General features: G+C 58.6%; 21 protein-coding genes and 1 pseudogene. 11 read left to right on the forward strand and 11 right to left on the reverse strand.

Going from position 1 to position 25,051, the window contains the following annotated elements; genetic code table 11:
- Positions 1–152 precede the first annotated feature (152 nt).
- The 4 genes and pseudogenes from QA646_RS07965 to QA646_RS07980 form a co-directional block, all read left to right on the forward strand.
- On the forward strand, positions 153–2,081 hold the full coding sequence (locus tag QA646_RS07965) for an LTA synthase family protein (RefSeq protein WP_283058513.1): 1,929 nt from the start codon (positions 153–155) through the stop codon (positions 2,079–2,081).
- A 184-nt stretch (positions 2,082–2,265) separates the two neighbouring features.
- Positions 2,266–2,802 carry a DUF1003 domain-containing protein gene (locus tag QA646_RS07970; RefSeq protein WP_283058515.1) on the forward strand — a complete coding sequence of 179 codons (537 nt, stop codon included), beginning with the start codon at positions 2,266–2,268 and terminating at the stop codon, positions 2,800–2,802.
- Between the two features lie 78 nt (positions 2,803–2,880).
- Entirely contained in the window at positions 2,881–3,144 is a 264-nt protein-coding gene (locus QA646_RS07975; protein WP_283058516.1) for a ribbon-helix-helix protein, CopG family, read from the forward strand.
- 17 nt (positions 3,145–3,161) lie between these two features.
- Positions 3,162–3,458, forward strand: a pseudogene (locus tag QA646_RS07980) (type II toxin-antitoxin system RelE/ParE family toxin); the annotation flags it as partial.
- A 38-nt stretch (positions 3,459–3,496) separates the two neighbouring features.
- Here QA646_RS07980 and QA646_RS07985 read toward each other — a convergent pair.
- From QA646_RS07985 to rpiA, 5 genes are all read right to left on the reverse strand, one after another.
- The gene (locus QA646_RS07985; RefSeq protein ID WP_283058517.1) at positions 3,497–3,922 is read right to left on the reverse strand and encodes a GFA family protein; all 426 of its coding nucleotides are present in this window, start codon (positions 3,920–3,922) and stop codon (positions 3,497–3,499) included.
- Between the two features lie 151 nt (positions 3,923–4,073).
- Complete coding sequence (locus QA646_RS07990; RefSeq protein WP_283058518.1) at positions 4,074–5,447, reverse strand: 3-deoxy-7-phosphoheptulonate synthase class II; 1,374 nt, start codon at positions 5,445–5,447, stop codon at positions 4,074–4,076.
- A gap of 148 nt (positions 5,448–5,595) precedes the next feature.
- Positions 5,596–6,981, reverse strand: coding sequence for a glutathione-disulfide reductase (gene gor / locus QA646_RS07995; protein WP_283058519.1), 1,386 nt, complete (start codon positions 6,979–6,981; stop codon positions 5,596–5,598).
- Between the two features lie 182 nt (positions 6,982–7,163).
- Positions 7,164–7,751: a DUF2059 domain-containing protein gene (locus QA646_RS08000; RefSeq protein WP_283058520.1), complete on the reverse strand. Its 588-nt coding sequence runs from the start codon at positions 7,749–7,751 to the stop codon at positions 7,164–7,166.
- Between the two features lie 13 nt (positions 7,752–7,764).
- The gene (gene rpiA, locus QA646_RS08005) at positions 7,765–8,466 is read right to left on the reverse strand and encodes a ribose-5-phosphate isomerase RpiA (protein WP_283058521.1); all 702 of its coding nucleotides are present in this window, start codon (positions 8,464–8,466) and stop codon (positions 7,765–7,767) included.
- Between the two features lie 195 nt (positions 8,467–8,661).
- On the opposite strand from rpiA, the gene QA646_RS08010 reads away from it, so the two are divergent.
- Entirely contained in the window at positions 8,662–9,336 is a 675-nt protein-coding gene (locus tag QA646_RS08010) for an HAD family hydrolase (RefSeq protein WP_283058522.1), read from the forward strand.
- An 87-nt stretch (positions 9,337–9,423) separates the two neighbouring features.
- Here the strand turns inward: QA646_RS08010 and QA646_RS08015 are convergent, their stop codons facing one another.
- A complete protein-coding gene (locus QA646_RS08015) occupies positions 9,424–11,325 on the reverse strand; it encodes a L,D-transpeptidase family protein (RefSeq protein WP_283058524.1) in 1,902 nt (633 codons plus the stop codon).
- A 415-nt stretch (positions 11,326–11,740) separates the two neighbouring features.
- On the opposite strand from QA646_RS08015, the gene fumC reads away from it, so the two are divergent.
- The 3 genes from fumC (at position 11,741) to QA646_RS08030 (ending at position 16,154) form a co-directional block, all read left to right on the forward strand.
- Positions 11,741–13,132 (forward strand): class II fumarate hydratase, encoded by a 1,392-nt coding sequence (fumC, locus tag QA646_RS08020; protein ID WP_283058525.1) that lies wholly within the window; start codon positions 11,741–11,743, stop codon positions 13,130–13,132.
- A gap of 156 nt (positions 13,133–13,288) precedes the next feature.
- Positions 13,289–14,896: a fumarate hydratase gene (locus QA646_RS08025; RefSeq protein ID WP_283058526.1), complete on the forward strand. Its 1,608-nt coding sequence runs from the start codon at positions 13,289–13,291 to the stop codon at positions 14,894–14,896.
- Between the two features lie 190 nt (positions 14,897–15,086).
- Positions 15,087–16,154, forward strand: coding sequence for a GGDEF domain-containing protein (locus QA646_RS08030; protein ID WP_283058527.1), 1,068 nt, complete (start codon positions 15,087–15,089; stop codon positions 16,152–16,154).
- Between the two features lie 65 nt (positions 16,155–16,219).
- Here QA646_RS08030 and QA646_RS08035 read toward each other — a convergent pair whose 3' ends face one another.
- Entirely contained in the window at positions 16,220–16,828 is a 609-nt protein-coding gene (locus tag QA646_RS08035; protein WP_283058529.1) for a pyridoxamine 5'-phosphate oxidase family protein, read from the reverse strand.
- 58 nt (positions 16,829–16,886) lie between these two features.
- Positions 16,887–17,858, reverse strand: a complete 972-nt coding sequence (locus QA646_RS08040; protein WP_283058531.1) for an alpha/beta fold hydrolase — start codon at positions 17,856–17,858, stop codon at positions 16,887–16,889.
- 45 nt (positions 17,859–17,903) lie between these two features.
- Between QA646_RS08040 and QA646_RS08045 the strand changes: the two genes are divergently transcribed.
- Positions 17,904–18,389: a MarR family winged helix-turn-helix transcriptional regulator gene (locus tag QA646_RS08045; protein WP_283058532.1), complete on the forward strand. Its 486-nt coding sequence runs from the start codon at positions 17,904–17,906 to the stop codon at positions 18,387–18,389.
- On the opposite strand, the gene QA646_RS08050 is transcribed toward QA646_RS08045, so the two are convergent.
- Together QA646_RS08050 and QA646_RS08055 are read right to left on the reverse strand one after the other, a co-directional pair.
- Complete coding sequence (locus QA646_RS08050; protein WP_283058533.1) at positions 18,383–19,582, reverse strand: low temperature requirement protein A; 1,200 nt, start codon at positions 19,580–19,582, stop codon at positions 18,383–18,385. The two genes, QA646_RS08045 and QA646_RS08050, sit on opposite strands and share 7 nt — an antisense overlap.
- Positions 19,583–19,607: 25 nt before the next feature.
- On the reverse strand, positions 19,608–19,982 hold the full coding sequence (locus tag QA646_RS08055) for a DUF971 domain-containing protein (protein WP_283058535.1): 375 nt from the start codon (positions 19,980–19,982) through the stop codon (positions 19,608–19,610).
- A 135-nt stretch (positions 19,983–20,117) separates the two neighbouring features.
- On the opposite strand from QA646_RS08055, the gene moaA reads away from it, so the two are divergent.
- A complete protein-coding gene (gene moaA / locus QA646_RS08060; protein WP_283058537.1) occupies positions 20,118–21,167 on the forward strand; it encodes a GTP 3',8-cyclase MoaA in 1,050 nt (349 codons plus the stop codon).
- Positions 21,168–21,248: 81 nt separating this feature from the next.
- Here the strand turns inward: moaA and QA646_RS08065 are convergent, their stop codons facing one another.
- On the reverse strand, positions 21,249–23,798 hold the full coding sequence (locus QA646_RS08065; RefSeq protein WP_283058538.1) for a methyl-accepting chemotaxis protein: 2,550 nt from the start codon (positions 23,796–23,798) through the stop codon (positions 21,249–21,251).
- A gap of 333 nt (positions 23,799–24,131) precedes the next feature.
- Here QA646_RS08065 and QA646_RS08070 point away from each other — a divergent pair, with 333 nt between their 5' ends.
- Positions 24,132–25,043, forward strand: coding sequence for a DMT family transporter (locus tag QA646_RS08070; RefSeq protein WP_283058539.1), 912 nt, complete (start codon positions 24,132–24,134; stop codon positions 25,041–25,043).
- Positions 25,044–25,051: the final 8 nt, after the last annotated feature.

Raw genomic sequence — 25,051 nt, forward strand, 5'->3', positions numbered from 1 at the left:
GCCTTCGGCCCTCTTCCTGCGCCAAAGAATACGGCACCCGTATGGGAGGTATTTTGCCACCGAAAAATCGTAAGTAAGCCTTGCGGTTCACCCGCCGTTCATGACAGAGAGATGACAATTATATGAAGGTTTTGTAATAATTGGAGAGGCCTTTGGTCGCGCTGGTCCCCAGTTCTGTATTGGCAGGCAGATTTGCCATTCTACAAAAGCTTGGTGCCGCGAGCCGACTACAGACGGCTTTACGTCAGCTTCTCAGCCTTGTTCTAACCTTCTTGCTTGCGCTCTTCACCGTCGTCGCGGTCGAATGGGTCGCACGCGGCGAGTTGACAGATCTCCCCGGCTATTTCATTTCGCCGATCCATCCGGGCTTCACCACGGTCGGCATAGTCATGTTGCTGATGTTGGTGCTTGACGCCTTGTTCAGTCGCGCGCACCAATCGATCCTGTTGATTGTGCCGTTGGCCTTGGTCCCGGCCTTCATCTCCAATCAGAAGCAGCATTATCTTTCCGATCCGCTCTATCCTTCGGACTTCCTTTTTGCACATCAGATCCTGGAACTCATGCCGGTGATCGTGCGTGAGCGTCCGTGGACTGCGGTTGCGGTCGCTGTCGGCATTGTTGCCTCGGTCATCGCTGTCGCCCTTCTCTGGCGCTATACTTGGCGACACGCGGCAGCGCTTTCGCGCAATGCAAGGATCGCGCGGCTATCCATCTGCTTGCCGCTCATGATCGTCTTTGTCTCGCAGATGGATCCGACGCAAAATTCGCTCATCAGGGAAAAGCTGCGCATCATCCCCATCGTCTGGGATCAGAAGGAAAATTACGGTTACAACGGCTTCATCATCGCATTCTCGCTGAACCTGCCGATGGCCGATGTCAAAGCACCTGCGGGGTATGGGCAAAATGCGATCGACGCCATACCTGCCCGCAACTATGGCTATCTTTCCGGCCCACGCGAAAAACCCGACGTCATCATGCTGATGAGCGAGTCTTTCTGGGACCCGACCCGGCTTACCAATCTCACCTTCACGCCCGATCCCATGCCGAACATCCGCGCGGCGCAGTCGGGCTATGTCTTCTCTCCCGAATTCGGCGGCATGACTGCCAATGTCGAGTTCGAGGCGCTGACCGGCTTCTCCAATGCATTCCTGCCCTATGGCAGCATTCCCTATCAGCAATATGTTCGCCGGCCGATGCCTTCGCTTGCCACCTTCTTCCGCGGCGAAGGCTATGCGGCGCGCTCCATCCATCCGTTCAGCGGCTGGTTCTGGAACCGCAACGAAGTCTACAAGGCTTTCGGCTTCGAGGAATTCCGCACCGAAGAGACCATGCCGCCAATGGAGAAGCGCGGCCTTTTTGCCTCCGATGACTCACTGATGAAGGAGATCATGCGCGAGGGCGACGCCATGGAGCGGCCATTTTTCTTCTTCGCCGTGACGCTGCAGGGCCACGGTCCCTATGAACCGCATCGCTATGCGGAGAATACGGTTGATATCAAAGGCGATCTGAGTGACGCCGATCGCGACACGCTTGCGACTTATACGCAAGGCGTTCGGGAAGCCGACCAGAGCTTGAAAATGCTGATGGATTGGGCTTCGAAGCGCGACCGTGAGACGATCATCGCTCTCTGGGGCGATCATCTGCCACCGCTTGGCACGGTCTATCCGGATACCGGTTACATGCCCGAACAGGTGGCGACCCGAAAAGCGCCGCTCGATGTGATGAAGCGGGAGCACCAAACGCCGCTGGTCATCTGGTCGAGCAGAAAGGGCGTGCGCAAAGATGTCGGAACGATCAGCCCCTCGCAACTGCCCTACCACATCCTCAAGACCGCCGGCTACGAGCACCCTTTCTACACCGGCTTTCTCGGCCGCCTGCAGAAGAAATACACCATCATTGATCGCTACCAATTGGCGACGCGCGACAATCAGGCTTTTCCGGATTGGGCTCGCAAGGAGCAAAACCTCGATCCGCTGATGCGCGACTATCGCTATTTACAATATGACGCGATGTTCGGACGCGAATATGGACTCGACCGCTTCTTTCCCTCGCATGCCTGGCTGGTTAGCCAGGGCAGCTAAAACACGTCGCGCAATGGTGCGCAGCGGTTTTGCGATAACGACATGCGCAAAATCAAAGACCTAAGCGCAAGGAGCGAATCCTGGAGATCGCGATGCGCTTTAGGCAGCAACGCTTTTTGCATTGCATTTGCATCGGGCAGTCGAATACTTGCCTCCAAAGCGACCGGATCTTTGGAGTATTCCCATGTATAGTCTACCCAATTTCGTTCATCAGCATTTCGACAAGACAGCCGAGGAGCTGGGCGAGATCGAGAAACGCGTGTTGAAAAAGGCGCATGAGCGCAAGATCATTTCAACCGATATCAACGCCGCTTTCTCAGCCGAGGCATCCACCGGCGAACGCCTCGCGGACAGCATTGCCCGCATCGGCGGCTCCTGGTCTTTCATACTTGCCTTCCTGGCCTTCCTCGTCGTCTGGTGCGTCATTAACACCGTCGTGCTCATGACCCGCGCCTTCGACCCCTACCCATTCATCTTCCTCAACCTCGTCCTCTCCATGCTCGCCGCGATCCAGGCCCCGATCATCATGATGTCACAGAACCGCCAGGCCGAACGCGACCGCTTCGAGGCCGCCAAGGATTACGAAGTCAATCTCAAGGCGGAATTGGAAGTTCTCTCCCTGCATCAGAAGATCGACCTGCAGGTTCTGACGGAGCTGTCGGCGGTACGGGGGGAAATAGAGAAACTGAACAGGCTCATGGCACAGAAGAACGGGATTTGATGTGCCATACTCTCATGATCGGAAATTGACTCTTAGCGATCCTCGTCTATTTTTGTAATACAAACGGAGGTGAAATAGATGAAAAATCAAAAAGGGCTTTCCGATCCCATTACCTTGCGGGTTCCCGCTGACATTCTTGCAGAGATTGAGGAGATCGCCGAAGTTTGCGAGCGGACGCGCAGTTGGGTTTTTGTACGAGCGCTTAAATCTTACCTCGCCTCAGAAGGCAGAGAAGTATTGGATATCGCAAAGGCCCGTCGGGACATGGCAAATGGCGAAGCATACGATCTCGACGATGTCATCAGTGAAGTTGCGAAGGTCGTCAAAGGGGCCGCTGCTTAAAGAGGGTTCGCCTTTCGGCTGACGCCAGAGCATATATCAGGTCGGAAGCGCAATATCTGAAGGACAGAAGTCCGGCCGCAGCTCTTCGTTTTCTTGACGATTTGAATCGGCTCAAAACCAATCTGCTTCTTTTCCCGCAGATGGGCTTTCGGAGCGACGAATTACCAATCCCCGGCGTTCTGAGATTCACGATGGGAGATTATTTGGTCGACTACGAAGTCGCTGGTGATCTGATAGAAATCAGAGCTATTCGCCACGCTCACCAAAGACCTCCGGGTCTCGGGATCGATGATGATTTCGATTTCGAGGGATAAAGAATCTCATCGGACTAAAACTTGAGAGCCCACCCTCGTCAATCCGAAGGCCCTGCCGTCAGCAATCCCGGCCGCCCTTGCTTGTATTGCGGCAATCCATCGCTGATCTCGTAAAAATCGCCCTTGTCGGCGCAATAGATATGGTAGGCCAATTTCAGGTCGCTTGGCCTATCGAAGAGGCCGGCCATGATCGAGATTTCTCCGGCGTCGTCGGCCACCCAGAAAAGTGCCGAACCGCAGGTTCGGCAGAAGCCGCGACGGGCAAAGGAGCTGGCGCGGTACCAGGTGATCGCGTCTTCACCTTCGATCGTGATATTGTCGAGGGGAACATTGGTCGCGGCGTAATAGAGCCCCGTCTGCTTGCGGCATTGCGAGCAGTGACAGGCGACCACCTCCCGCAATGGGCCATGTGTCTTGAAACGTACGCTGCCGCAAAGGCAAGCGCCGGTGTGATCGTCATTCATGCTGATCCTCTCTCATTTCGCGACAACTTTTACGATGATGCCGTTCGCGTCAAATGCAAAGAAATGAAGCAGGCTTCAACGAGATTGATTGCACAAAAAAAACGGGCCGGTATGAGCCGGCCCGTCCATGGATGATAATGATAGCTTTCGATCAGCCGTGCGCACGCAGACGCTTCTCGTCGCGACCGCCCTTCATGCGTTCGGCGAGCAGGAAGGCCAACTCCAGCGCCTGGTCGGCATTCAAACGCGGATCGCAATGAGTGTGGTAGCGATCCTGCAGGTCATCGGCCGTCACGGCGCGGGCGCCGCCCGTGCATTCGGTCACGTCCTTGCCGGTCATCTCGATATGGATGCCGCCCGGATGCGTGCCCTCGGCACGGTGAATCTGGAAGAAGCTTTCGACTTCCGACAAAATCCGCTCGAAGGGCCGGGTCTTGTAGCTGTTGAGCGTGATCGTATTGCCGTGCATCGGATCGCAGGACCACACGACCTTGCGGCCTTCGCGCTCGACGGCGCGGATGAGACGCGGCAGATTTTCGGCGACCTTGTCGTGGCCGAAGCGGCAGATCAGCGTCAGGCGGCCGGCTTCGTTCTGCGGGTTCAAAATATCGATGAGGTTGAGCAGGTCGTCCGCCTGCAGCGAAGGACCGCACTTCAGGCCGATCGGGTTCTTGATGCCGCGGAAATATTCCACATGGGCGTGATCGGCCTGGCGCGTGCGGTCGCCGATCCAGAGCATGTGGCCAGACGTGGCGTACCAGTCGCCCGACGTGGAATCGACGCGAGTGAAGGCTTCTTCATAGCCGAGCAGCAACGCCTCGTGACTGGTGAAGAAATCGGTCTCGCGCAGGCTCGCATTGCTCTCGGCGGTGATGCCGATCGCTCTCATGAAATCCATGGTCTCGCCGATACGATCGGCAAGCTTGCGGTAGCGCTCGCCCTGCGGGCTGTCCTTGACGAAGCCGAGCATCCACTTCTGCACGTTTTCCAGGTTGGCGTAACCGCCCATGGCGAAGGCGCGCAGAAGATTGAGCGTTGCGGCAGACTGACGGTAAGCCATCATCTGACGGTCCGGATTGGGAATGCGCGCTTCTTCGGTGAACTCGATGCCGTTGATGATGTCGCCGCGATAGCTCGGCAGCGATATGCCATTCTGCGTTTCGATGTTCGAAGACCGGGGCTTGGCGAACTGACCGGCGATACGGCCGACCTTCACGACGGGCAGTTGCGCACCAAAGGTCAGCACGACGGCCATCTGCAGGAAGGCGCGGAAGAAATCGCGGATCGTGTCGGCGCCATGCTCAGCGAAGCTTTCGGCGCAATCGCCACCCTGCAGCAGAAAACCGTTGCCTTCTGCGACATTGGCAAGATGTGCCTTCAGACGACGAGCTTCACCGGCAAAAACGAGCGGAGGATAGCTTGCAAGCTGCGCTTCGGTAGCCGCCAGCGCTGCCTGATCCGGATATTCCGGCACCTGCTGGATCGGTTTTTGCCGCCAACTATTCGGTGTCCAATTCTGTGCCATCTCACTCACCTGTTTCCGCACCCGGTCTTCGCCAAGTGTCTCGCCGTCATAAATAACGCGCGCTTATAAACCTTTGCCGGCTGCTTGCAAAGGCGAACCATCTATTCAAGAGGTCTTTTATGCGCGGTTGGAAGTGCTGTTCTATTCTTTATACGCGCTCACCGTTGCGGATGCGATAGCTCGGCGTGTACATCGTCACCAGTTCTTCCGACGCGGTCGGATGAACGGCCATGGTACGATCGAAATCTTCCTTGGTGCAGCCAGCCTTCAGGGGAATGCCGAGCAACTGCGCCATCTCGCCGGCGTCATGGCCGAGAATATGCGCACCGATCACCCTGCGGTCGGCAGAATTGACAATCAGCTTCATGATCATCTTTTCGCTGCGGCCGGACAAGGTTGCCTTCATCGGCCTGAACTGGGCGCGATAAATTTCAAGTTCCGGATAACGCTTGGCGGCGTCCTCTTCGGTCAGGCCTACGGTGCCGATCTCCGGCTGCGAGAAGACGGCGGTCGGGATCAGTTCGTGATCCGGGCGGGTCGGATTGTTCTTATAGACGGTTTCGATGAAGCACATGGCCTCATGGATCGCGACCGGCGTCAACTGTACCCGATCGGTGACATCGCCAAGCGCATAGATGTTCGGCACCGATGTCCGCGAATATTCGTCGACGACGATGGCACCAAATTCGTTGATCGCCACGCCGGCAGCTTCCAGCCCGATATTCTTCGTATTCGGCGTGCGGCCAAGCGCCAGCATCACCGTGTCCACCTTCAACTGCTTGTCATTCTTCGTCAGAGCGCTCAGGCCATCTTCCGTCTTCGTCACTTGTTCGATGATGTCATGGCAGAGAATGCGGATGCCCTTGGCCTCCATCGCCTCATGCAGGCCCTTGCGAAGGTCATGGTCGAAGCGCGACAGGATCTCCGCGCCGCGATAGATCAATGTGGTCTCGACCCCGAGCCCGTGAAAGATGTTGGCGAATTCCACGGCAATATAGCCGCCGCCGGCAATGAGGATCGATTTCGGCAGTTCTTCCAGGTGGAAAGCCTCGTTGGAAGAGATGCAGAGCTCATGGCCGGGCAGCGCCGTATGCAGGTTCGGCGTACCGCCGGTGGCGACGACGATCGTTTCTGCAGTGACGGTTCTGCCTGTCTTCAGCAGGCGGATCGTGTGGGCGTCGACCAGCTCGGCACGCGTATCGAATATCTCGGCCTTGGCGTTGTCGAGCCCCTTGCGATAGAGCCCTTCCAAGCGGGCGATCTCTTTGTTCTTCGCTTCGATCAGCTTCTTCCAGTCGAACGTGCTTTCGCCGACCGTCCAACCGAACCCTGCCGCATCCTCAAAATGCTCGCTGTATTGCGAGGCGTAGACGAAGAGCTTCTTCGGAACGCAGCCGCGGATGACGCAGGTTCCGCCATAACGATATTCCTCGGCGATACCGACCTTCTTCCCGAGGGACGCGGCAACGCGCGCGCTGCGCACGCCACCCGAACCGCCGCCAACGACGAAGAGATCGAAATCGAAGGAAGACATTGAATACTCCTGCGGAAATGAAACGGCGCGACGTGCCGAGGAAAGATCGGCACTGATATAGGATTTCGAAGAGCAAAAAGAAAAGCCCGGAACGATATCCGGGCTTTGAAATTCGAAGGCCTAATCCACGATCCCGAAAAATGCGGACCGATTTTCGGATGGGATCATAGACAGGATCAAACTTACTTCTTCGCTGCCGGCTTCTGTGCCGGAGCCCCTGGTGCCGGCTGAGCGTTGTCGGTGGAGTCCGTCGGCGGGGGAGCGATCGGGGCCTTCACCACCTTCTGCAGAGCGTCGCTGCTCTGGTTGGCGAGATCGCGAGAGATGCCCTGCCCCCAGATATCGGCGGCCTTGTAGAGCGCGCGCGTTGCGATCGGGCCGTCTTTGAGAAGCTTCTTGCCGGCCGGCGAGTTGTAGAAATCGGCGATCGCCTTCAGTTCGTCGATGGTAAACGCCTTCGCGTAGGTCACAGCGGCTTCCCGCTCGAGATCGGCGCGGCGTGGCGCCAGAGCAAGTGCTGTTGCGTCGACGGACGAGTTGATGGCGTCACCGAAGTTCGGGTTCGCCTGGATCATCGTGCTCTTCAATTGCTCGGCGAGATTCGGCAGGATGTTGTCGAACTGGTTCGTGATGCCGAGCGCATTGATAGCGGCACGTGCAGCCTTGATCTGATCTTCCGTGACTTCCTGAGCGCTGGCGGAACCGAGCGCGATGCCTGAAAGAACGATGGTCGCAGCGGCAAAACGGCCAAGACCCGCTATTTTGATCATGAGTTCAGTGCTCCTATGTATTGTTCGCCTGCAACGTGCGTGCGCCGGCGGGACCGGCAATGATCGCAAGTGTCGCCATGTTGATGAAGAGCCCGTGTTCGACAACACCGGGAATCGAATGCAGCTCAATCGACAGCGCCTCTGCATCAGGAATGCGGCCAAAAGATGCGTCGATAATGAAATGCCCACCGTCGGTCATGAAGTTGCCGCCATCCGACTGTCGCAGGTTGAGCGCTCCGGAAAGGCCGAGGCGGGATGCCGCCTTCTCGATCAGGATACGCGTGGACACGAGGCCGAACGGATTGACCTCGATCGGCAGCGGAAACGCGCCAAGCGTCTCGACGACCTTGCTCTCGTCGGCAATGACGATCATCCGCGCCGACGAAGCTGCGACGATTTTTTCGCGCAGCAACGCGCCGCCACCGCCTTTGATCAGCCGCAAAGCGCCGTCCAGTTCGTCGGCACCATCGATGGTGAGGTCGAGTTCCGGAAGTTCATCGAGCGACTTCAGCGGCACGCCGAGTTCGACACAGAGCTTTGCCGTGCGCTCGGAGGTCGGAACGCCCTCGATCACGAGGCCAGCGGCAACCTTCTCGGCGAGCAATCGAACGAATTCTTCCGCCGTGCTTCCCGTGCCGATCCCGAGCCGCATGCCGCTTTCGACATGAGCCAGAGCCGCTCTTGCAGCCTCGATCTTCAATTGGCGGGCGTCCATGCGCCACCTGCTCCCGATTGTTACGTTGGAGTGCTGTTTACACGGCTCTCCCCGCAAACGAAAGCCAAAATAACGGCGCTGAATAGAAATCGGCGACCATAGTCGACAGGGCTTAAAGAGGCTTTGGTTGCAATTGCCAGCCCGATCTTTTAACTCGAAAAGACCTGCTTCTTCTTACCCAAAGGCCGATTCCTCGTGAAATCTCCCCTTGTCGTATTCGATCTCGACGGCACATTGGTCGACACCGCGCCCGATCTCATCGCGAGCCTCAACCATACGATCGCCAGCCTCGATCTTGCTCCCGTCGGCTACGAAAACCTGACGCATCTCGTCGGGCATGGCGCACAAGCGATGATCGAACGAGCCTGCCGCCTGCGCGGTCATCCGCTCGAATCCGGCGATCTACCGCCGCTGCTGCAACGCTTCATCGCTTTTTACACCGACACCATGCCCGGCGATAGCACGCCGTTTCCCGGCATCGTCAACGCCATGGATGCGCTGAAGGCCGCGGGCTTCCGTCTGGCGGTCTGCACCAACAAGCTGGAAAAACTGGCGGTGACGTTGATCGAACGGCTGAACCTGATGCATTATTTCGATGTCGTCACCGGCGGCGATACCTTCACCGTCCGCAAGCCGGATGCGCAGCATCTGATCGGCACCATCGAGCGCGCCGGCGGAATACTTTCCCGCACTGTCATGGTCGGCGACAGCGCCAACGACATTTTGGTCGCCCACAATGCCGGCGTACCCTCGATCGCCGTGCCCTTCGGCTATTCCGATGTTGGCGTCGAAACATTGGGGCCGAGCCGGGTTATCGCGCATTACGACGAATTGACGCCCGACTTCGTTCGCGGATTGCTGACTGCGTAGAGCTGCGGAAAGATTGCGAATCCAGGCGCTCGAATGACAAAAGGCGGCCCAACGGACCGCCTTTTGTCATTCTTGATCTCACGATAATCAAATCTGTGCAGTGCGCGCCTTGGTGGTCGCATCGAGCGCCTTCTGCGTTGCCGCATCGCGATCGTAGACATCGTTGAAATACTGCACGACGCCGTCCTTGTTCGGCCAGGCGGTGAAGTAAGCGATGTAGATCGGCAACTTCTGCGGCACGGGCACCGCCTTGTTCTGGCCGGTGGCGATCTGCTTGGCGACATCATCGACCGTCGTGTTCAGAACGGCAGCGGCCATCGCGCGCGGATCTGCGAGGCGGACGCAGCCGTGGCTGAGCGCGCGCATGTCCTTCTTGAAAAAGCTCTTTTGCGGCGTGTCATGCATGTAGATCGCATGCGAGTTCGGGAAAAGGATCTTCAGCTCGCCCAGTGCATTGTCGCTGCTCGGCGGCTGGCGGACGGAAACGCTCTTCGTTGAACCGTACCAGTCGACGCTGGAGGAAGCGACGGCATGGCCACCGACTTCGACCTGGTATCCCATGCGATCGAGATAGTTCGGATCGGCGCGCAGTTTCGGCAGCATTTCGTTGATAATGATCGACTGCGGAACGCCCCAGAACGGATTGAACTCAACGGTCTGGATCTGATCCTCGAAGAAGAAGGTCTGATGTTGCTTGCCGCCAACGACGACACGCATCGACAATTGTTCGTGATTATTGTTGTGGTAGTAGACCATGAAGGCCGGCTGATTGATGAAGACGTAGCGCGGACCGAGTTCACTCGGCAGCCAGCGCAACTGCTCCATGGCGATGACCAGCTTCTGGATCTTCGTGTCGTTGTTTTCGCCGACCATAGCGCGAACAGAAGATTGGCCGATGACGCCGTCGGGCGTCAGGCCTTTTTCCTTCTGGAAGTCTTCGACCAGCGAGACGAGCTCCGGCGTATAGTCCGGCGTGCCCTTGTAGGCAGCGAGAGTCACGGCGTTCTTGACCTTCAGCGCATCCGAGCCGCGATGCTGGATAGCCTTGACGATATTGGCCATTTCCGGCGAGCTGCCGCCGGGCTTCAGGGTGCCGTTCAACGAGATGGAAATGTGCGCGCTGTCGTTGCCGCTTTCGGCGCGAAGCTTGGCAAGCTCAGCCTTCAACTCCCCGAACTCCTGGTTCGAAGGGCTGCGGCTGTTGAGATAGGCGGCGACATCCGGGCTTGCTCGGAGCAGGCCAAGAACCGGCATCAGATTGACGTCCTTACGCTTGAAATCGTGATAGCCGGAAATCTTGTTCGGGTCGAGACGGCCGCGGATCGTATCCTGCACGAACATCAGCACCTTGCCGGAAAGTGCAAGCTCGAATTGCATCAACGCGCGGTCCCGCATTGTCGGATCGACGCTTGCCGGATCGAAGCTCGGCGCCTGGACGGCATAGTCGGCTGGATCGAGGCCAACGGCACCGGCATCGGCCAGAACGGCCATGGCAGCCTTCGCCTTGTCATTGATGCCATTGTCGGCAACCCAAACGAGCGGCTTGCTCTGGTCGGCGTAGTAAGCTTCGAGCGCCTTGGCCACATCATTCGTTGCCATGACGCGAGCTTCGGTCAGATAGCGACGCTGGGAAGCGCTGGTGTCGACCGCAACCGGCGTCGAAGACGCATCGGCAACCGCACCGGTCACCACCGGATCGGCAAAACGGTTGGATGCCACCAGGCGCATGGCCTCAGGCTTGTAGGTATAATATTTGGGCGCACTGACACTGGGCAGCGGCTCTTTTGCCTGCGCTGGCGCATCGACGCCAAGACCGGCCTGCGCCGGATTGGCGGTAACCGGGGCGGAGATTTGCGTGCTCTGCTGACGCCCCTGCCCTCCGCGAATGAAGTCCATGAGAGTCATGGCATTGGCGGATGACGCACCGGCGGCTGCGATGCAGCAGGAAAGAGCCAGAACGGATGCTGCGGCTTTGGTGACAAGTTTCATTCTCTAATCAGACCCCATATCATGCGGTAGCTCGAGACAGATGACGCTGTTTTCCAATCAACTCGGCCGCGATGTTCCAAACACCGTTTAACCATTAGAATGAAAACGGCCAGACCCCGTCTTTCGTTCAATGCCTCAACTTTGTGTGAAAAAGCGAAAGCATCCTTCGCGGTTTAGCTCACACAAAATTATGAAATTATTAGTTAATTTTTTATTGAATTTTTGCGCGGTTTTTGAGTGGCAATTCAGATGCCGCCAAGAATATCTAGCGAGCGTGTTAAAAAGAACACGGCCCTCCTTATCGTGTCAAAACATGATCGCAACACTCATAAAATAGCACTCCACTGTTTTCCTGGGCACTGTTCGGACCTATATGACAGCTATCCTTTTCAACAGAAAAGCAGGACCAGGGACAATGACCTCCACCCGCACCGAAACCGATACTTTTGGCCCGATCGAAGTGGCAAGCGACCGCTATTGGGGCGCGCAAGCACAACGGTCACTCGGCAATTTCAAGATCGGCTGGGAGAAGCAGCCGCTGTCGATCGTACGTGCCCTCGGCATCGTCAAGCAGGCCGCCGCACGCGCCAATGTGGAGCTTGGCCAGCTGGATCCTGCTCTCGGCAAAGTGATCGTGGAGGCGGCGCAGGAAGTCATCGACGGCAAGCTCAACGGACACTTCCCGCTGGCTGTCTGGCAGACCGGCTCTGGCACGCAGTCGAACATGAATGCCAATGAGGTGATCTCGAACCGCGCGATCGAAATGCTGGGCGGCGTCATGGGCTCCAAGAAGCCGGTGCATCCGAACGACCACGTGAACATGAGCCAGTCGTCGAACGACACCTATCCGACGGCCATGCATATCGCCTGCGCCGAGCAGATCGTCCACCATCTGCTGCCCAGCCTCAGACATTTGCATGCGGCGCTGGAAAAGAAAGTCGCCGATTTCGCCCATATCATCAAGATCGGCCGCACCCACACGCAGGATGCCACGCCGCTGACGCTTGGCCAGGAGTTTTCCGGCTATGCCGCGCAGGTTGCGTCTTCGATCAAGCGGATCGAGCTGACGCTGCCCGGTCTTTGCGAACTCGCGCAGGGCGGAACGGCCGTTGGAACCGGCCTCAACGCGCCGATCGGGTTTGCCGAGAAGGTGGCGGACGAGATCGCAGAGATCACCGGCCTGCCCTTCGTTACCGCGCCGAACAAATTCGAGGCGCTGGCCGCCCATGATTCGATGGTCTTCAGCCATGGGGCCATCAATGCCGCTGCTGCGGCTCTCTTCAAGATCGCCAATGATATCCGCCTGCTCGGCTCCGGTCCGCGTGCTGGGCTCGGGGAGCTGGCATTGCCGGAAAACGAGCCCGGCTCGTCGATCATGCCGGGCAAGGTCAATCCAACGCAGTGCGAAGCCCTGACGCAGGTCTGCATTCACATCTTCGGAAACAATGCTGCGCTGACCTTCGCCGACAGCCAGGGTCATTTCGAGCTGAATGTCTACAATCCGATGATGGCCTACAACTTCCTGCAGTCGGTCCAACTGCTCGGCGACGCCGCCGTTTCTTTCACCGACAATTGCGTGGTCGGCATCGAGGCACGTGAGGACAATATCAAGGCCGGCCTGGAGCGCTCACTGATGCTCGTGACGGCACTCGCCCCGAAGATCGGCTACGACAATGCCGCCAAGATCGCCAAGAAGGCCCATAAGAACGGTACGACGTTGAAGGAGGAAGCTTTGGCGAGCGGACTGGTTTCTGCGGAAGATTATGACGCGATCGTCCGGCCGGAGACGATGATCGGGCCGAGATGAGTTCCTCGCTCGGTGATCGTCAGGCACATCCGCCATCGACACGGTCTTGCTTTGAAACGTCGTCGCGGCATCCAGCCGATTGCATTTGAACCTTGCCGGATTTAGACCGTTCGCGAACGTCTCTTCCGCCACATCACGGCATTGAAAGGTCCCCGCATGGCTGATGATCTCTTTCCCCTCGGCGACGACGCCACTCCCTATCGTAAGATTTCCGGCGATTACGTTTCCGTCGACACCTTCAAGGGCCAGGAAATCCTGACCGTGGACCCGGAAGGCATTCGCCTGCTCGCCGAGACGGCTTTTGCGGATATCAACCACCTGCTGCGCCCCGGTCACCTGAAGCAGCTAGCCTCGATCCTGGAAGACCCCGAAGCTACCGATAACGACCGCTTCGTCGCCTATGATCTGCTGAAAAACGCCAATATCGCCGCCGGCGGCGTGCTGCCCATGTGCCAGGACACCGGCACCGCGATCATCATGGGCAAGAAAGGCCGTCGCGTCTGGACCGAAGGAGGCGACAGCGCGGCTCTGGCAAAGGGCGTGCTCGACGCCTACGAAAAGAAGAACCTGCGCTATTCGCAGCTCGCGCCCATCAAGATGTTCGAGGAAAAGAATACCAAGAACAACCTTCCGGCCCAGATCGACATCTATGAGGAAGGCACCGACGCCTACGAATTCCTTTTCGTCGCCAAGGGTGGTGGCTCGGCCAACAAAACCTTCCTCTATCAGGGCACGCCGTCGTTGCTTACGCACGACCGCATGCTGGATTTCCTCAAGGAAAAGATCCTGACGCTCGGCACGGCCGCCTGCCCTCCCTACCACCTGGCAATCGTCATCGGCGGCACGTCGGCCGAGATGAACCTCAAGACGGTCAAGCTCGCCTCCACGCGCTATCTCGACTGTCTTCCCACGGAAGGTTCCGAAAGCGGACATGCCTTCCGGGATATCGAAATGGAAAAGGAAATCCATAAGCTCACGCAGAGCCTCGGCGTCGGCGCGCAGTTCGGCGGCAAATATTTCTGCCATGACGTCCGCGTTATCCGCCTGCCCCGCCACGGTGCCTCGCTGCCGATAGGCCTCGGCGTCTCCTGTTCCGCCGATCGCCAGGCCAAGGGCAAGATCACCCGTGATGGCATCTTCATCGAACAGCTTGAAACCGATCCGTCGAAATACATGCCCGAAATCGACGAGGCCAAGCTTTCCGAATCGATGGTCCGCATCGATCTCAACCGGCCGATGACCGAAATCCTGGCGGAACTGTCGCGGCATCCGGTCAAGACCCGGCTGTCGCTGACCGGCACCATCATCGTCGCCCGCGACCTGGCGCACGCAAAGATCCGCGAACGCCTGGAAAAGGGTCAGGGCATGCCGGATTACCTCAAGAACCATCCGGTTTACTATGCCGGTCCTGCCAAGACGCCGGCCGGCTACGCCTCCGGTTCCTTCGGCCCGACGACGGCCGGACGTATGGACAGCTATGTCGACCAGTTCCAGTCCTTCGGCGGCTCCATGGTGATGCTCGCCAAGGGCAACCGCTCGCGCGCGGTGCGCGAGGCCTGCAAGGCGCATGGCGGTTTTTATCTCGGCTCGATCGGCGGTCCGGCTGCCCGCCTCGCTCAGGACTGCATCAGGAAAGTCGAGGTATTGGAATATCCCGAACTCGGCATGGAAGCAGTCTGGAAAATCGAAGTCGAAGACTTCCCGGCCTTCATCGTTATCGATGACAAAGGCAATGATTTCTTCCAGGAACTCAATCTCGGCTGAGTTTTGTCACTGGTCGGACAAAGGAGGGCGCCGTTTTGGCGCCTTTTTTGTAAGTATTTCTACTTTGTAATAAATTTAGTCCCTACTCGAATTTATATAAGATTTCATATTGATTGCCTTAATCTTTTTCAAAGAATCTTAGGCTAAGTAAAAACAGTGCTTTCATGAAATCATCTAATGGAGTTCGCCGATGAGTACGGTGGTTGCGCCTAAAGCGCAAGTTCCCGACGTGGCAGGACAGATTACCTACGCCATGCGATCCATGGGGGTCGCACCGATCCCGCGCAACTACGAACTTTTCTATGAAGCCTATATTGGTTCCAATCCCGCCTTGACCCGTGAGCTTGCCGCACTCGGCAGCAACGCCACCCAGGAAGAATTGGACGCACTCGGCGTCCAGCATTTCGCCCACCATGCCGGCCGGATCTTGGATGACGCCCATGCCCGCCTGATCACGGAGCTCGATGGCGTATTGCGCACGCTGCGGCAAGAGCAGACTTCGCTTGAAAGCTATAATCGACTGCTCGGCGAAACCTGCGAACGCATCACGTCCAAGAACAACAACAGCGTCGACCTGCTGCGCAGTGCCATCGACATACTGGCGGAAGCGACCGGCGACACCATGGCGCACGGTGAAAAAACTGTCGAGAATGTCGCCCAGCGCAGCCAGGAAATGAACGATGTGCGCAAGGAACTGGACGAATACAAGCGTATCGCCAACACTGATTCTCTGACGCGGCTCTCCAATCGCCGCGCCTTCGACGATCGCCTGGCCACTGTTTTCGACAACAAGATGGCGCGGCCCGTAACGGCGCTGGTGCTGGCCGATATCGACTATTTCAAGAAGATCAACGACACATATGGCCATCCGGTCGGCGACAAGATCCTCGCGACCGTCGCCTCGCTCATCCGCGCCAATGTCCGTCGCGACGCCTTCGTCGCCCGCACCGGCGGCGAGGAATTCGCGCTGATCCTGGAAGGCCATACGTCGGAAGAGGTCATGGCGGTCTGCGAGCGTATCCGCCGTGCACTTGAGGCAACGCCGTTCAAGAATTCGCGGACTGGAGTGAATTACGGGCCGATCACCCTCTCGCTCGGCGTCTGCATGGCCTCGGAAGCTACAGACCCCGGTGACCTCTACAGCAAGAGCGACATTGCGCTTTATGGCGCCAAGAATGCCGGCCGCAACTGCAGCTATATCTACCAGGAAGGCATGCAGAAAGACTTCAACAAAAGCTGGCTTATCTACAAGAATTAGAATCTGATCAGAATTAAAGCCGATCCGCCGGCGCCGCTTCTCGAAGTGGCGCCGGCGGATTTTCGTTACCACATGCTTTTGGCGGCTCTTGCCGGCCATTCGCGGTCATAGGTCTCCTGATCGAAATCCCCCTTTGCCGCCTTCAGCAACATGCCGGGCGTTGGCAGGCTCGCGGGATCGACAAATGTCTCCGTCTTCCAGAGTTCGGCACGCATCACGGCCCGCGCGCATTGGAAATAGACCTCGTCGATGGTGATCACTACCACGCTGCGCGGATGCTTGCCCTCCATCTCGAAGCTCGCGAGCAAGCTTTCCTCGATGGAGACCACCGCACGACCGTTGAGGCGCATCGTGGTGTTGGAGCCGGGAATCAGGAACATCAGCGCGATGCGGGGATCCCTGACAATGTTGGCGAGCGAATCGACACGATTGTTGCCGCGCCAGTCGGGAAGCAGAAGCGTCTTGTCGTCCTGCACGCGCACGACACCGCCCAAGTCACCGCGCGGTGAGCAATCCAATCCTTCCGGGCCAACCGTCGCCAGAGCCATGAAGGGCGATGCCTCGATCATCCGGCGATAAAGCGGCGTCAAAGCATTCGTCACCTTGGCGATCGATGCTTCGCTCGTGCCGCCATAAAGCTCATTCAATTCTTCAACGGAAGTGATGATCCGCATGTTGCCTCGCGTCTTTTTGATCCGGATACCGGCGGGTTAGACGCAAGGCGTGACGCTGCTATGACACGCGCCGGCCCGACGTCCGAAGAAAGGATATAACCGTTTCGTTGTCGGTTTCGAATGTATTTTCTTTTCCGGACTCTGGCGCCTCCGCCAGGAATTCGCCGATCGCCGCCAGCACGGGAGCTGCGCTGACGATACGGCGATGGCCGAAGCCGTTCGCCCAGAGAAGGCGAACATGATCGCCGGCGGTGGCATAGGCGCGGGCGTGATCGGCGCTGACTTCCTTGTCGTCTTCGGCGTGGATCACCAGTACCGGCCTGCCGAGATCGTGAACGCTGCGTCCGGCGTCATAGTCCCCGAGCGGTCTGCCAGTGACGTGACCGACTTCCGCCTCAAGTGCTGCCTGTGTCGCCGCATCAAGCTTCATCATCCCGCCGAAATCCGTGAACAGCCAGCCCATGGCGCTCGGTGCACCGATCAGCACCAGGCGGCCCGGCAGCACCTGGGCGACGCCCGGCAGAAAGCCGGCTGCGGCGAGTGCGATGGACGCGCCGCCGAAGGAATGGCCGATCGTGGCATCGAAGGCGCCAAACCGCTCCGCCGCCGCAGCGATCGCTGAGACGGCAAGGCGCACATTGAGGAAGCGCCCCGGCGAGCGGCCATGGCCAGGCAGATCGAGCGAGATCACTTCGGCACCGGTATTCGCCAGAAAGACGGCGAGTTCCGACATATACTCGCTGCTCGATCCCCAGCCGTGGACAACAAGAAAACGCTTGCGCCGGCCCTTGGCACCGCCATTTAAACGATAGGCCATCGCCCGTCCGCCTCGAAAGGAAAGCATGATCTGCTCGGCGGAATTCAGACGTGCCCTGCCCTGTGCGTGCGCGACCTCTGCCTTGGCGCCCTGCGGTCGGCGCGACGGCGTCAGACAGAAAAGCTTGAAGGCAGCCTTACCGGCAAGTCGCGGCGAGATCCTGCCAAGGCTGGTCAATCCCAGCCGGGTGACCTTGAGCGCAAATGATGGCATAGTGAGAATCCAATAATGTTCAATCATGAACAATAAAGTACAACGATGAACAAAAATCAATCCCTACCCTGGGACCATCCGCGTTTTCGGAGCTGGATCGCCGTTGCCCGTGCCTGCCAGCTCATGCAGCAGTCGCTCGGCCGGGCGCTCGCCCATCTCGATATCAAGCCGCCGCATCTCGACATTCTCGTCAATCTCTTCCGCTTCGAAGGCATTTCGCAGCAGGAATTGGCCCGCAAGCTGCTGGTTGGCCGCTCCAACATGAGCATGCTGCTGCCGCAAATGGAAAAACGCGGCCTGATCGAACGCCGTGGCGACAAACATGACAAGCGCGTGTTGCGGCTTTATCTGACGGGCGAAGGCCGGCGCGTGACAGAGGAAGCGATGGCCATCCAGACCGACCTCATCGACCGCACGCTCTCGGACGCACCGCTCGACGAATGCGAAATCATGACGGCGCACATGGAACGCATCGTCAGCCTCTTGCTACAGGACGAGCGCGAGCCGCTAGAAACAGTCGGCGGTCAGTGATTGCTTGGTCGGCGGCCCAGCGGCACTGCGCGGTTCAGCGAGGCGAACTCCCATATTGCCACGACGATAAGCACGGCGGCGGCAAGTATCCCAAGCTGGTAGACATCGATCTGGGGGATCGCGAGAACCAATAGCGCCAATCCCGCAAGGCCGACGAAGTGGGACAGCGGCGGCCGCCCGGTCGTCGCTCCTTTGAACCAGAGATTGCCGATGAGGAACACCGCCGGGCCGCTGAGGATCGCCGCTCCCGCATGCATGTCGGCGGGATCACGGGGATGGGAGAATAAGAATTCATGGCCGACAACGCTCAGAATGATGCCGGCCAGAATTGGGATATGCGCATAGGTAAAAGCCTGTCGCGCCAGGCTGCCGGGCGTCTCGTCCCGCTCGATGCGCTGGGTGGCGCGTTCATGGCCGAACCGGAAATAGATCCACCACATGGAGACCGTGCTGACGAAGACGGTGACGAATACCGCAACGATCAGCGGCGAAAGCGGCTCTTCTGCAAAGGTCTTACCCGCCTGCAGGATCGCCTCGCCGAGGCAGATGATAATGAAGAGCGCGCAGCGTTCGGCAAGATGCGCGCCGGAAACATCCCAATCCGCCGCGGTCGATCTACCAAGGCCAGGCACGGCGAAACCGAAGGCGGGCGCTGCATATTCGATCGCGAGGGCTGCGAACCACAGCGCCACCCGCGTCTCGCCCTCCGTCACGGCGCCGGAAATCCAGAAGATACCCGATAGTATCAGCCAGCAGGTGATGCGGACGAAATTGCGATGGTTCGCCGGGCTGACGTCCTTGAGGGCATAGACGGTAAACAGCGAACGGCCGACCTGCATGAACACATAGGCGCCTGCGAAGAAAATGGCCTTCTGAGCAAAGGCATCCGGAATGGATGCCGAGAGAACCAGCCCGGCGAACATCAGCACGAAAAGCATGATGCGCACCGGCATGCGGTCGGGATCGAGCCAGTTTGTCACCCAGGCGGTGAAGATCCATACCCACCAGACGGCAAAGATCAGCATGCCGGCTTCGAGAACGCCAAGGGGCGTGAAATGACCACCGAGCGCGTGCGAAAGCTGCGAGATCGAGAAGACGAAGACCAGGTCGAAAAACAGCTCGACGAAAGAGACCTTGTTTTCGCTTTTACTGCCTTTGGTCCGCAACCAGCTTCCCGGATCCCCACCTGACATGCCGGCCCCCTTGCTACTGATTGTGCTAGTGCGGCCTACCCGCCACATCGCGGCTCAAGCCCTTTTCCTTCAGTTCAGCCTCATAGGCAGCGAAAAGTTCGGAACCCTTCTCACCGAGTTCGCGAAGATAGGCCCAGGTAAAAATGCCGCTATCGTGCATGTCGTCAAAACCGATACGGACGGCGTAGTTGCCGGTCGGCGTCATGGACATGATGCCGACATTGCGTTTGCCCGGCACGGTGATCTTTTGCCCCGGCCCATGTCCCTGCACCTCGGCCGATGGCGACAGCACGCGCAACATCTCCGCCGAAAGATCGAAGCTCGCGCCGTCATTGAAGCTCACCACCAGATGATGGCGGTCCTTCGACACTCTCAATTCGGTTGGCCAGACGTCACTCATCGATTTTCCCATGCGTTTCAATGCGTCCCCGGAGAAGTAGGCCGCCAGCCGCTGACGCGCAAGTGCATTCGAAAATGCATTTCCCTTGACGCAACAATCGCCTATGCACACATTAACATGACAACGGAGGTTTTCGTGAACAGCATTGTCGGTACGATAGGCAACGGGTCGCCGTTGGTGGCGGATGCATCGCCGATGATCGACCCATTCGGGCGTGCGGTCACCTATCTGCGCGTCTCCGTGACCGACCGCTGCGATTTCCGCTGCACCTATTGCATGGCGGAACACATGACCTTCCTGCCGAAAAAGGATCTGCTGACGCTGGAAGAACTGAACCGACTCTGTTCCGCCTTCATTGCCAAGGGCGTCCGTAATATTCGGCTGACCGGCGGCGAGCCGCTGGTTCGCAAGAACATCATGTTTCTGGTGCGCGAACTCGGTAAACACGTTCGAAACGGCGAACTCGAAGAGCTCACGCTGACCACCAACGGTTCGCAGCTCTCCCGCTATGCCGAGGAACTCTATGATTGCGGCGTACGTCGCATCAACGTCTCTCTCGACACGCTCGACCCCGACAAATTCCACGCCATCACCCGCTGGGGCGATTTCGCCAAGGTGATGGAGGGTATCGATGCTGCACAGAAGGCCGGCCTGAAGATCAAGCTGAATGCCGTGGCGCTCAAGGATTTCAATGAGGCGGAGATACCCGAGCTGCTGCGCTTCGCCCATGGCCGCGGCATGGACCTGACCGTCATCGAGACAATGCCGATGGGCGAGATCGAGGAGGACCGAACGGATCGGTACTTGCCGCTTTCCAAATTGCGCGCCGATCTCGAACAACAATTCACGCTGACCGATATCCCCTACAAGACCGGCGGTCCGGCCCGTTATGTCGAAGTTGCCGAAACCGGTGGCCGCCTCGGCTTCATCACGCCGCTGACCCATAATTTCTGCGAGAGCTGCAATCGTGTCCGCCTGACTTGCACCGGTACACTTTATATGTGCCTCGGCCAGAACGATGCCGCCGACCTGCGCACGGCGCTGCGCGCCACCGAAGACGATACGCTTATCTACGCCGCCATCGACGAAGCGATTACCCGCAAGCCGAAGGGTCACGATTTCATTATCGACCGCACCCATAACAAGCCGGCTGTCGCCCGCCATATGAGCGTAACGGGCGGCTGATTTCCGTCGCTATAAAAATAAAACGCCGGATAAAAATACCCGGCGCTTCAGTTGTTTATCGCTATTGTCTCACATATGACTTCAGGCGGCGCGATGCCGGTTCATGCCGTTATCATAGCCTTCATACGTCCCTTCACCATCGCCCGTGCGGAAACGGTCGATCTTGTCGGAGAGCATGTCGACGCGTTGGCGCAGGCCATGTATCTCGGCGTTGTTTTCTTCCACCATCGCCGCATTTCTTTGCGTGATCAGCTCGACCTCGCCGACTGCCCGCGTCACTTCTTCGATGCCGGTCGACTGCTCGGCCGTTGCGGCGGAAATGTCGGCCACGAGCTTCTGGACACCGGTCACGTGCCCGATGATTTCGCTCAGCGCAGCCCCTGTCTGCTCGACCAGATAAACGCCGTTCTGCACCTGCGAAGAACTTGCCGAAATCAGGCCCTTGATTTCTTTCGCCGCATTTGCGCAACGCTGCGCCAGTTCACGCACCTCCTGGGCGACAACGGCAAAACCGCGACCGGCCTCTCCGGCGCGAGCCGCTTCGACACCGGCATTCAGTGCCAATAGATTGGTCTGGAAGGCGATCTCGTCGATGACGCCGATGATCGTCGCGATCTTCTCGGAAGAGCGGTTGATCTCACTCATGGCGCCGACGGCCTTGGCGACGACTTCGCCGGATTGGGTGGCGTAGGCCTGGGTCTCGTTGACCGAGACTGCCGTCTGCTTCGCCCGGTCGGCGGTGGAGCGCACGACCTCGCTCAGGCGCTGGAGTGCCCGCGAACTCTCCTCGAGAGCTGCTGCCTGCTGCTCGGTGCGGCGAGCGAGATCGTCGGCGGATGTGGCGAGATTGCCGGTACCACCCTTGATCTCCTCGGCCGTGTAACGGACATCCGTCAGAGTTTCACGCAGGGCTTCGACGGCATGATTGTAGGTGAAGGCCATTTCGACGAAGTCGGCGGAAAGGTCTTCGCGCATGCCCTCTTCAAGATTGCCATCCGCGAGCTTGGCGAGAACATCGGCCAGCGCGTTCAGCGCGTGCTTCTGTTCGGCCTCGATGCGGGCGCGATCCGCGGCGCGGCGTGCGTTCTCTTCGGCCGACAAGGCGCGCGCGCGCTCGGCTTCCCGCTCCAGCCGGACATTTTCCAGGGCAGCATCACGGAAGACGGTGACGGAACGCACCATATCACCAATCTCGTCGCCGCGATTGCGGCCGTCGATCGCCACTTCCAGATCGCCGCTTGCAAGCCGCGTCATGATTTCGGTCACCCGCTTCAGCGGTCCACGCAGCGTCTCGACCAGCATCAGACCGCCGACGATAGCAAGCAGCGTGCCGAGGATCATGGCGATGACGGAGACGTTGGCGGAGCGCTCGCTGTCTTCCTTGCCGATCTCCTGCGCCTGGGCAACGAAGCTGCGCAGCGACGTCATCGCGTCCGCCAGCAAGCCATTGGAATCGATCCGCGTCTTTTTCCAGTCGGACGCCGTCTGCAGCAGATCCGCCGAACCCTTGGTGACGCTGTCGATCAGAGGCTGAGCATGGGCAGAGAAATCGCGCATGGTCGCATTGGTCTTGCCGAGCGCTGAGATCTTTGCGCCGACATCCTGCAGATCCTTCAAATCAGCGATAACGGCGTCCCGCGAGGCGGCGTCCCGCACATTCTCCATCCGTGCGGCATGCAGCGTCAGGTGATCGATCATGACAAGTGCCTGATCGACGTGATCCAACAGCTCTTTCTGGCTATCGATGATCTTGTCGAGGCTGACGAAGCGGTCGGCAGCCGTGTCGCTGTTCTTGGCCGATTGCAAGGTCATGTCGCCTTCGATCTTCACGAAGCTCTGCAGGATCGGTCCCATGGCCTCGACCTTCTGGTCGGCGGTGTCGCTGCTCTTCAGGACAGCGTCGAGCTTGTTGGCAGCGTCGGCCGCGCTGTCGACCAACCCGGCGCCACGCTTGGAGACCAGCTCTTTCGACGTGGCGACCTGCTTGAGGATCGCATCGGTATAGGTACGGGCATCCGAGATTTCCTCATTGGAATCGGCCGCCATCTGCGCCTGGATGCGCAGCTTGCTCATCTTATCCGAAAGGCCCTTGAAGGCCGCGGCATCGTAAAGCAGTTCCTTGGCGAAGGTTTCCTTGTCGCCAAATTCCTTGCGGATGATGTCGATCTGCTTTCCGGCAGCCTTGCCGAGAGCTTCGATACCCAATACCGCCTTCTGGATTGCATCAACATCGCTGTCCTGTTTCTGCTTGATATTCCAGAGGGCGGTCGTCTGATTTCGCATCTCGTCGGCCAGGGCGCTGACGGCGGAGAGCTTGGCGCGTTGATCATTGCTGAGCAGGCCGCTCAGACGCTGCACACCTGCCGCCTGTGCATCGATCTTGTCCGTCAGCGCCTTGCGCGTCTCATCGGTCGGCGAGGTGGTGAACTCCTGCAGGGCGGCCTGCAAATTCTCGAAATCGCTGATGTTTTCGATCGTCGCCCGCGTTACGGTCATATGGCCGTTGAGGATGTTGGCCGTGTGATAGCCGACCAGGCCGATGCCGGCGATCAGCACCACCAACGGTATGACGAAGATAAGAACCTTGGTCACGATTCGGCGGCTTTGCAGAAGACGATCAATGAAGAACATGCCACGCCCCAATGAAATTGGTTGGTATGCGGCGAAGGTGGGACCGTCATTCCCTGCTGCGCTGCAATAGATGCTTCTGCCTCATGCAAAACTGAGCCGAGCGTCCGGAAATTAGATTGAATAAGGATTAATCGCGGACGTAAAAGATTGTACCATCTGCGAAAAATCAGCAATTCTGTCCCATTTTTGCAAATTCGGTCCGACCGTGGGCGCCGTCAGCTCACATTTTCATTGCAACGCACCACCGAATTTGATCGGCGGCTACACCGTGAACGATTCCCATTCGCGGCAAACCGCAGTAGAGCGAGCTGATATATCTAGGGAATCGCTTTTATGCCGCGGACGAAGAATACGCAGGGTGCGCTCTACATGGCCGCAGCAATGGCCGGCTTTTCCTGCAGTGATGCATTGTCCAAATCAGTCATCGTGGTGATGAATGCCGGCGAGATCATGTTTCTCCGGGGGCTTTTTACGAGTGTCTTCGTCTATCTGCTCGCCTGGCATATGGGCGCCTTGCGATCCTGGAAAGTCATTCTGCAGCCGATGATCGCCTTGCGGGTCGTCTGCGAAGCGATCGCGGCGGCGACCTACATCACCGCGCTCGGCATGATGCCGATCGCCAATGCCTCTGCCATCCTGCAGGCCTTGCCGCTCGCCGTCACCCTCGGCGCGGCCCTGTTCCTGAAAGAGCCGGTCGGCTGGCGGCGCTGGACGGCGATCACCGTCGGCTTTGTCGGCGTGCTCATCATCATTCGCCCCGGCCCCGATGGCTTCACGACGGCCGCCCTGCTCGTCGTCGCCAGCATGTTCGCCACCGCCGCTCGCGACCTGGCGACGCGTTGCGTCAGTAAGGATGTGCCGTCGCTGATGGTGACGGTCGTTACCGCGATCTCGATCTCCATCTTCGGCGCCCTGTCGATCGGCCCGCTCGGCGGCTGGCAGCCGATCAGCTTCACCCCATTCTCGCACATCCTGCTCGCATCGATCCTGGTACTCGTCGGCTATCAATCGGTGATCCAGGCGATGCGCACGGGCGAGATCTCCTTCGTCGCACCGTTCCGCTACCTAAGCCTCATCTGGTCCGCGTTGCTCGGCTTGCTGTTCTTCGGTGAGACGCCGGATGCCTGGACCATGATCGGCTCCGCCATTGTCATCGCCTCCGGTCTCTATACATTCTACCGGGAGAGCAAACGGCAAGCGGTCGAGCGTGTCGCCCAGGAATCCGAGCCCCGTGTGCCCGCCTAAGGTCGCCC

Source organism: Rhizobium sp. CB3090, assembly GCF_029714285.1.
In the GTDB taxonomy this organism is placed as follows: Bacteria; Pseudomonadota; Alphaproteobacteria; order Rhizobiales; family Rhizobiaceae; genus Rhizobium.

Bases quoted from the DNA above. Each gene is read 5' to 3' on its own strand.
- QA646_RS08050 (WP_283058533.1), bottom strand. From the start codon at position 19,582: ATGTCAGGTGGGGATCCGGGAAGCTGGTTGCGGACCAAAGGCAGTAAA.
- fumC (WP_283058525.1), top strand. From the start codon at position 11,741: ATGACCTCCACCCGCACCGAAACCGATACTTTTGGCCCGATCGAAGTG.
- QA646_RS08065 (WP_283058538.1), bottom strand. From the start codon at position 23,798: ATGTTCTTCATTGATCGTCTTCTGCAAAGCCGCCGAATCGTGACCAAG.
- QA646_RS08045 (WP_283058532.1), top strand. From the start codon at position 17,904: ATGAACAAAAATCAATCCCTACCCTGGGACCATCCGCGTTTTCGGAGC.
- QA646_RS08070 (WP_283058539.1), top strand. From the start codon at position 24,132: ATGCCGCGGACGAAGAATACGCAGGGTGCGCTCTACATGGCCGCAGCA.
- QA646_RS08055 (WP_283058535.1), bottom strand. From the start codon at position 19,982: ATGAGTGACGTCTGGCCAACCGAATTGAGAGTGTCGAAGGACCGCCAT.
- QA646_RS08040 (WP_283058531.1), bottom strand. From the start codon at position 17,858: ATGCCATCATTTGCGCTCAAGGTCACCCGGCTGGGATTGACCAGCCTT.
- QA646_RS08000 (WP_283058520.1), bottom strand. From the start codon at position 7,751: ATGATCAAAATAGCGGGTCTTGGCCGTTTTGCCGCTGCGACCATCGTT.
- QA646_RS07985 (WP_283058517.1), bottom strand. From the start codon at position 3,922: ATGAATGACGATCACACCGGCGCTTGCCTTTGCGGCAGCGTACGTTTC.
- gor (WP_283058519.1), bottom strand. From the start codon at position 6,981: ATGTCTTCCTTCGATTTCGATCTCTTCGTCGTTGGCGGCGGTTCGGGT.
- QA646_RS08030 (WP_283058527.1), top strand. From the start codon at position 15,087: ATGAGTACGGTGGTTGCGCCTAAAGCGCAAGTTCCCGACGTGGCAGGA.
- QA646_RS07990 (WP_283058518.1), bottom strand. From the start codon at position 5,447: ATGGCACAGAATTGGACACCGAATAGTTGGCGGCAAAAACCGATCCAG.
- QA646_RS07975 (WP_283058516.1), top strand. From the start codon at position 2,881: ATGAAAAATCAAAAAGGGCTTTCCGATCCCATTACCTTGCGGGTTCCC.
- QA646_RS07970 (WP_283058515.1), top strand. From the start codon at position 2,266: ATGTATAGTCTACCCAATTTCGTTCATCAGCATTTCGACAAGACAGCC.
- QA646_RS08015 (WP_283058524.1), bottom strand. From the start codon at position 11,325: ATGAAACTTGTCACCAAAGCCGCAGCATCCGTTCTGGCTCTTTCCTGC.
- rpiA (WP_283058521.1), bottom strand. From the start codon at position 8,466: ATGGACGCCCGCCAATTGAAGATCGAGGCTGCAAGAGCGGCTCTGGCT.
- QA646_RS08025 (WP_283058526.1), top strand. From the start codon at position 13,289: ATGGCTGATGATCTCTTTCCCCTCGGCGACGACGCCACTCCCTATCGT.
- QA646_RS08035 (WP_283058529.1), bottom strand. From the start codon at position 16,828: ATGCGGATCATCACTTCCGTTGAAGAATTGAATGAGCTTTATGGCGGC.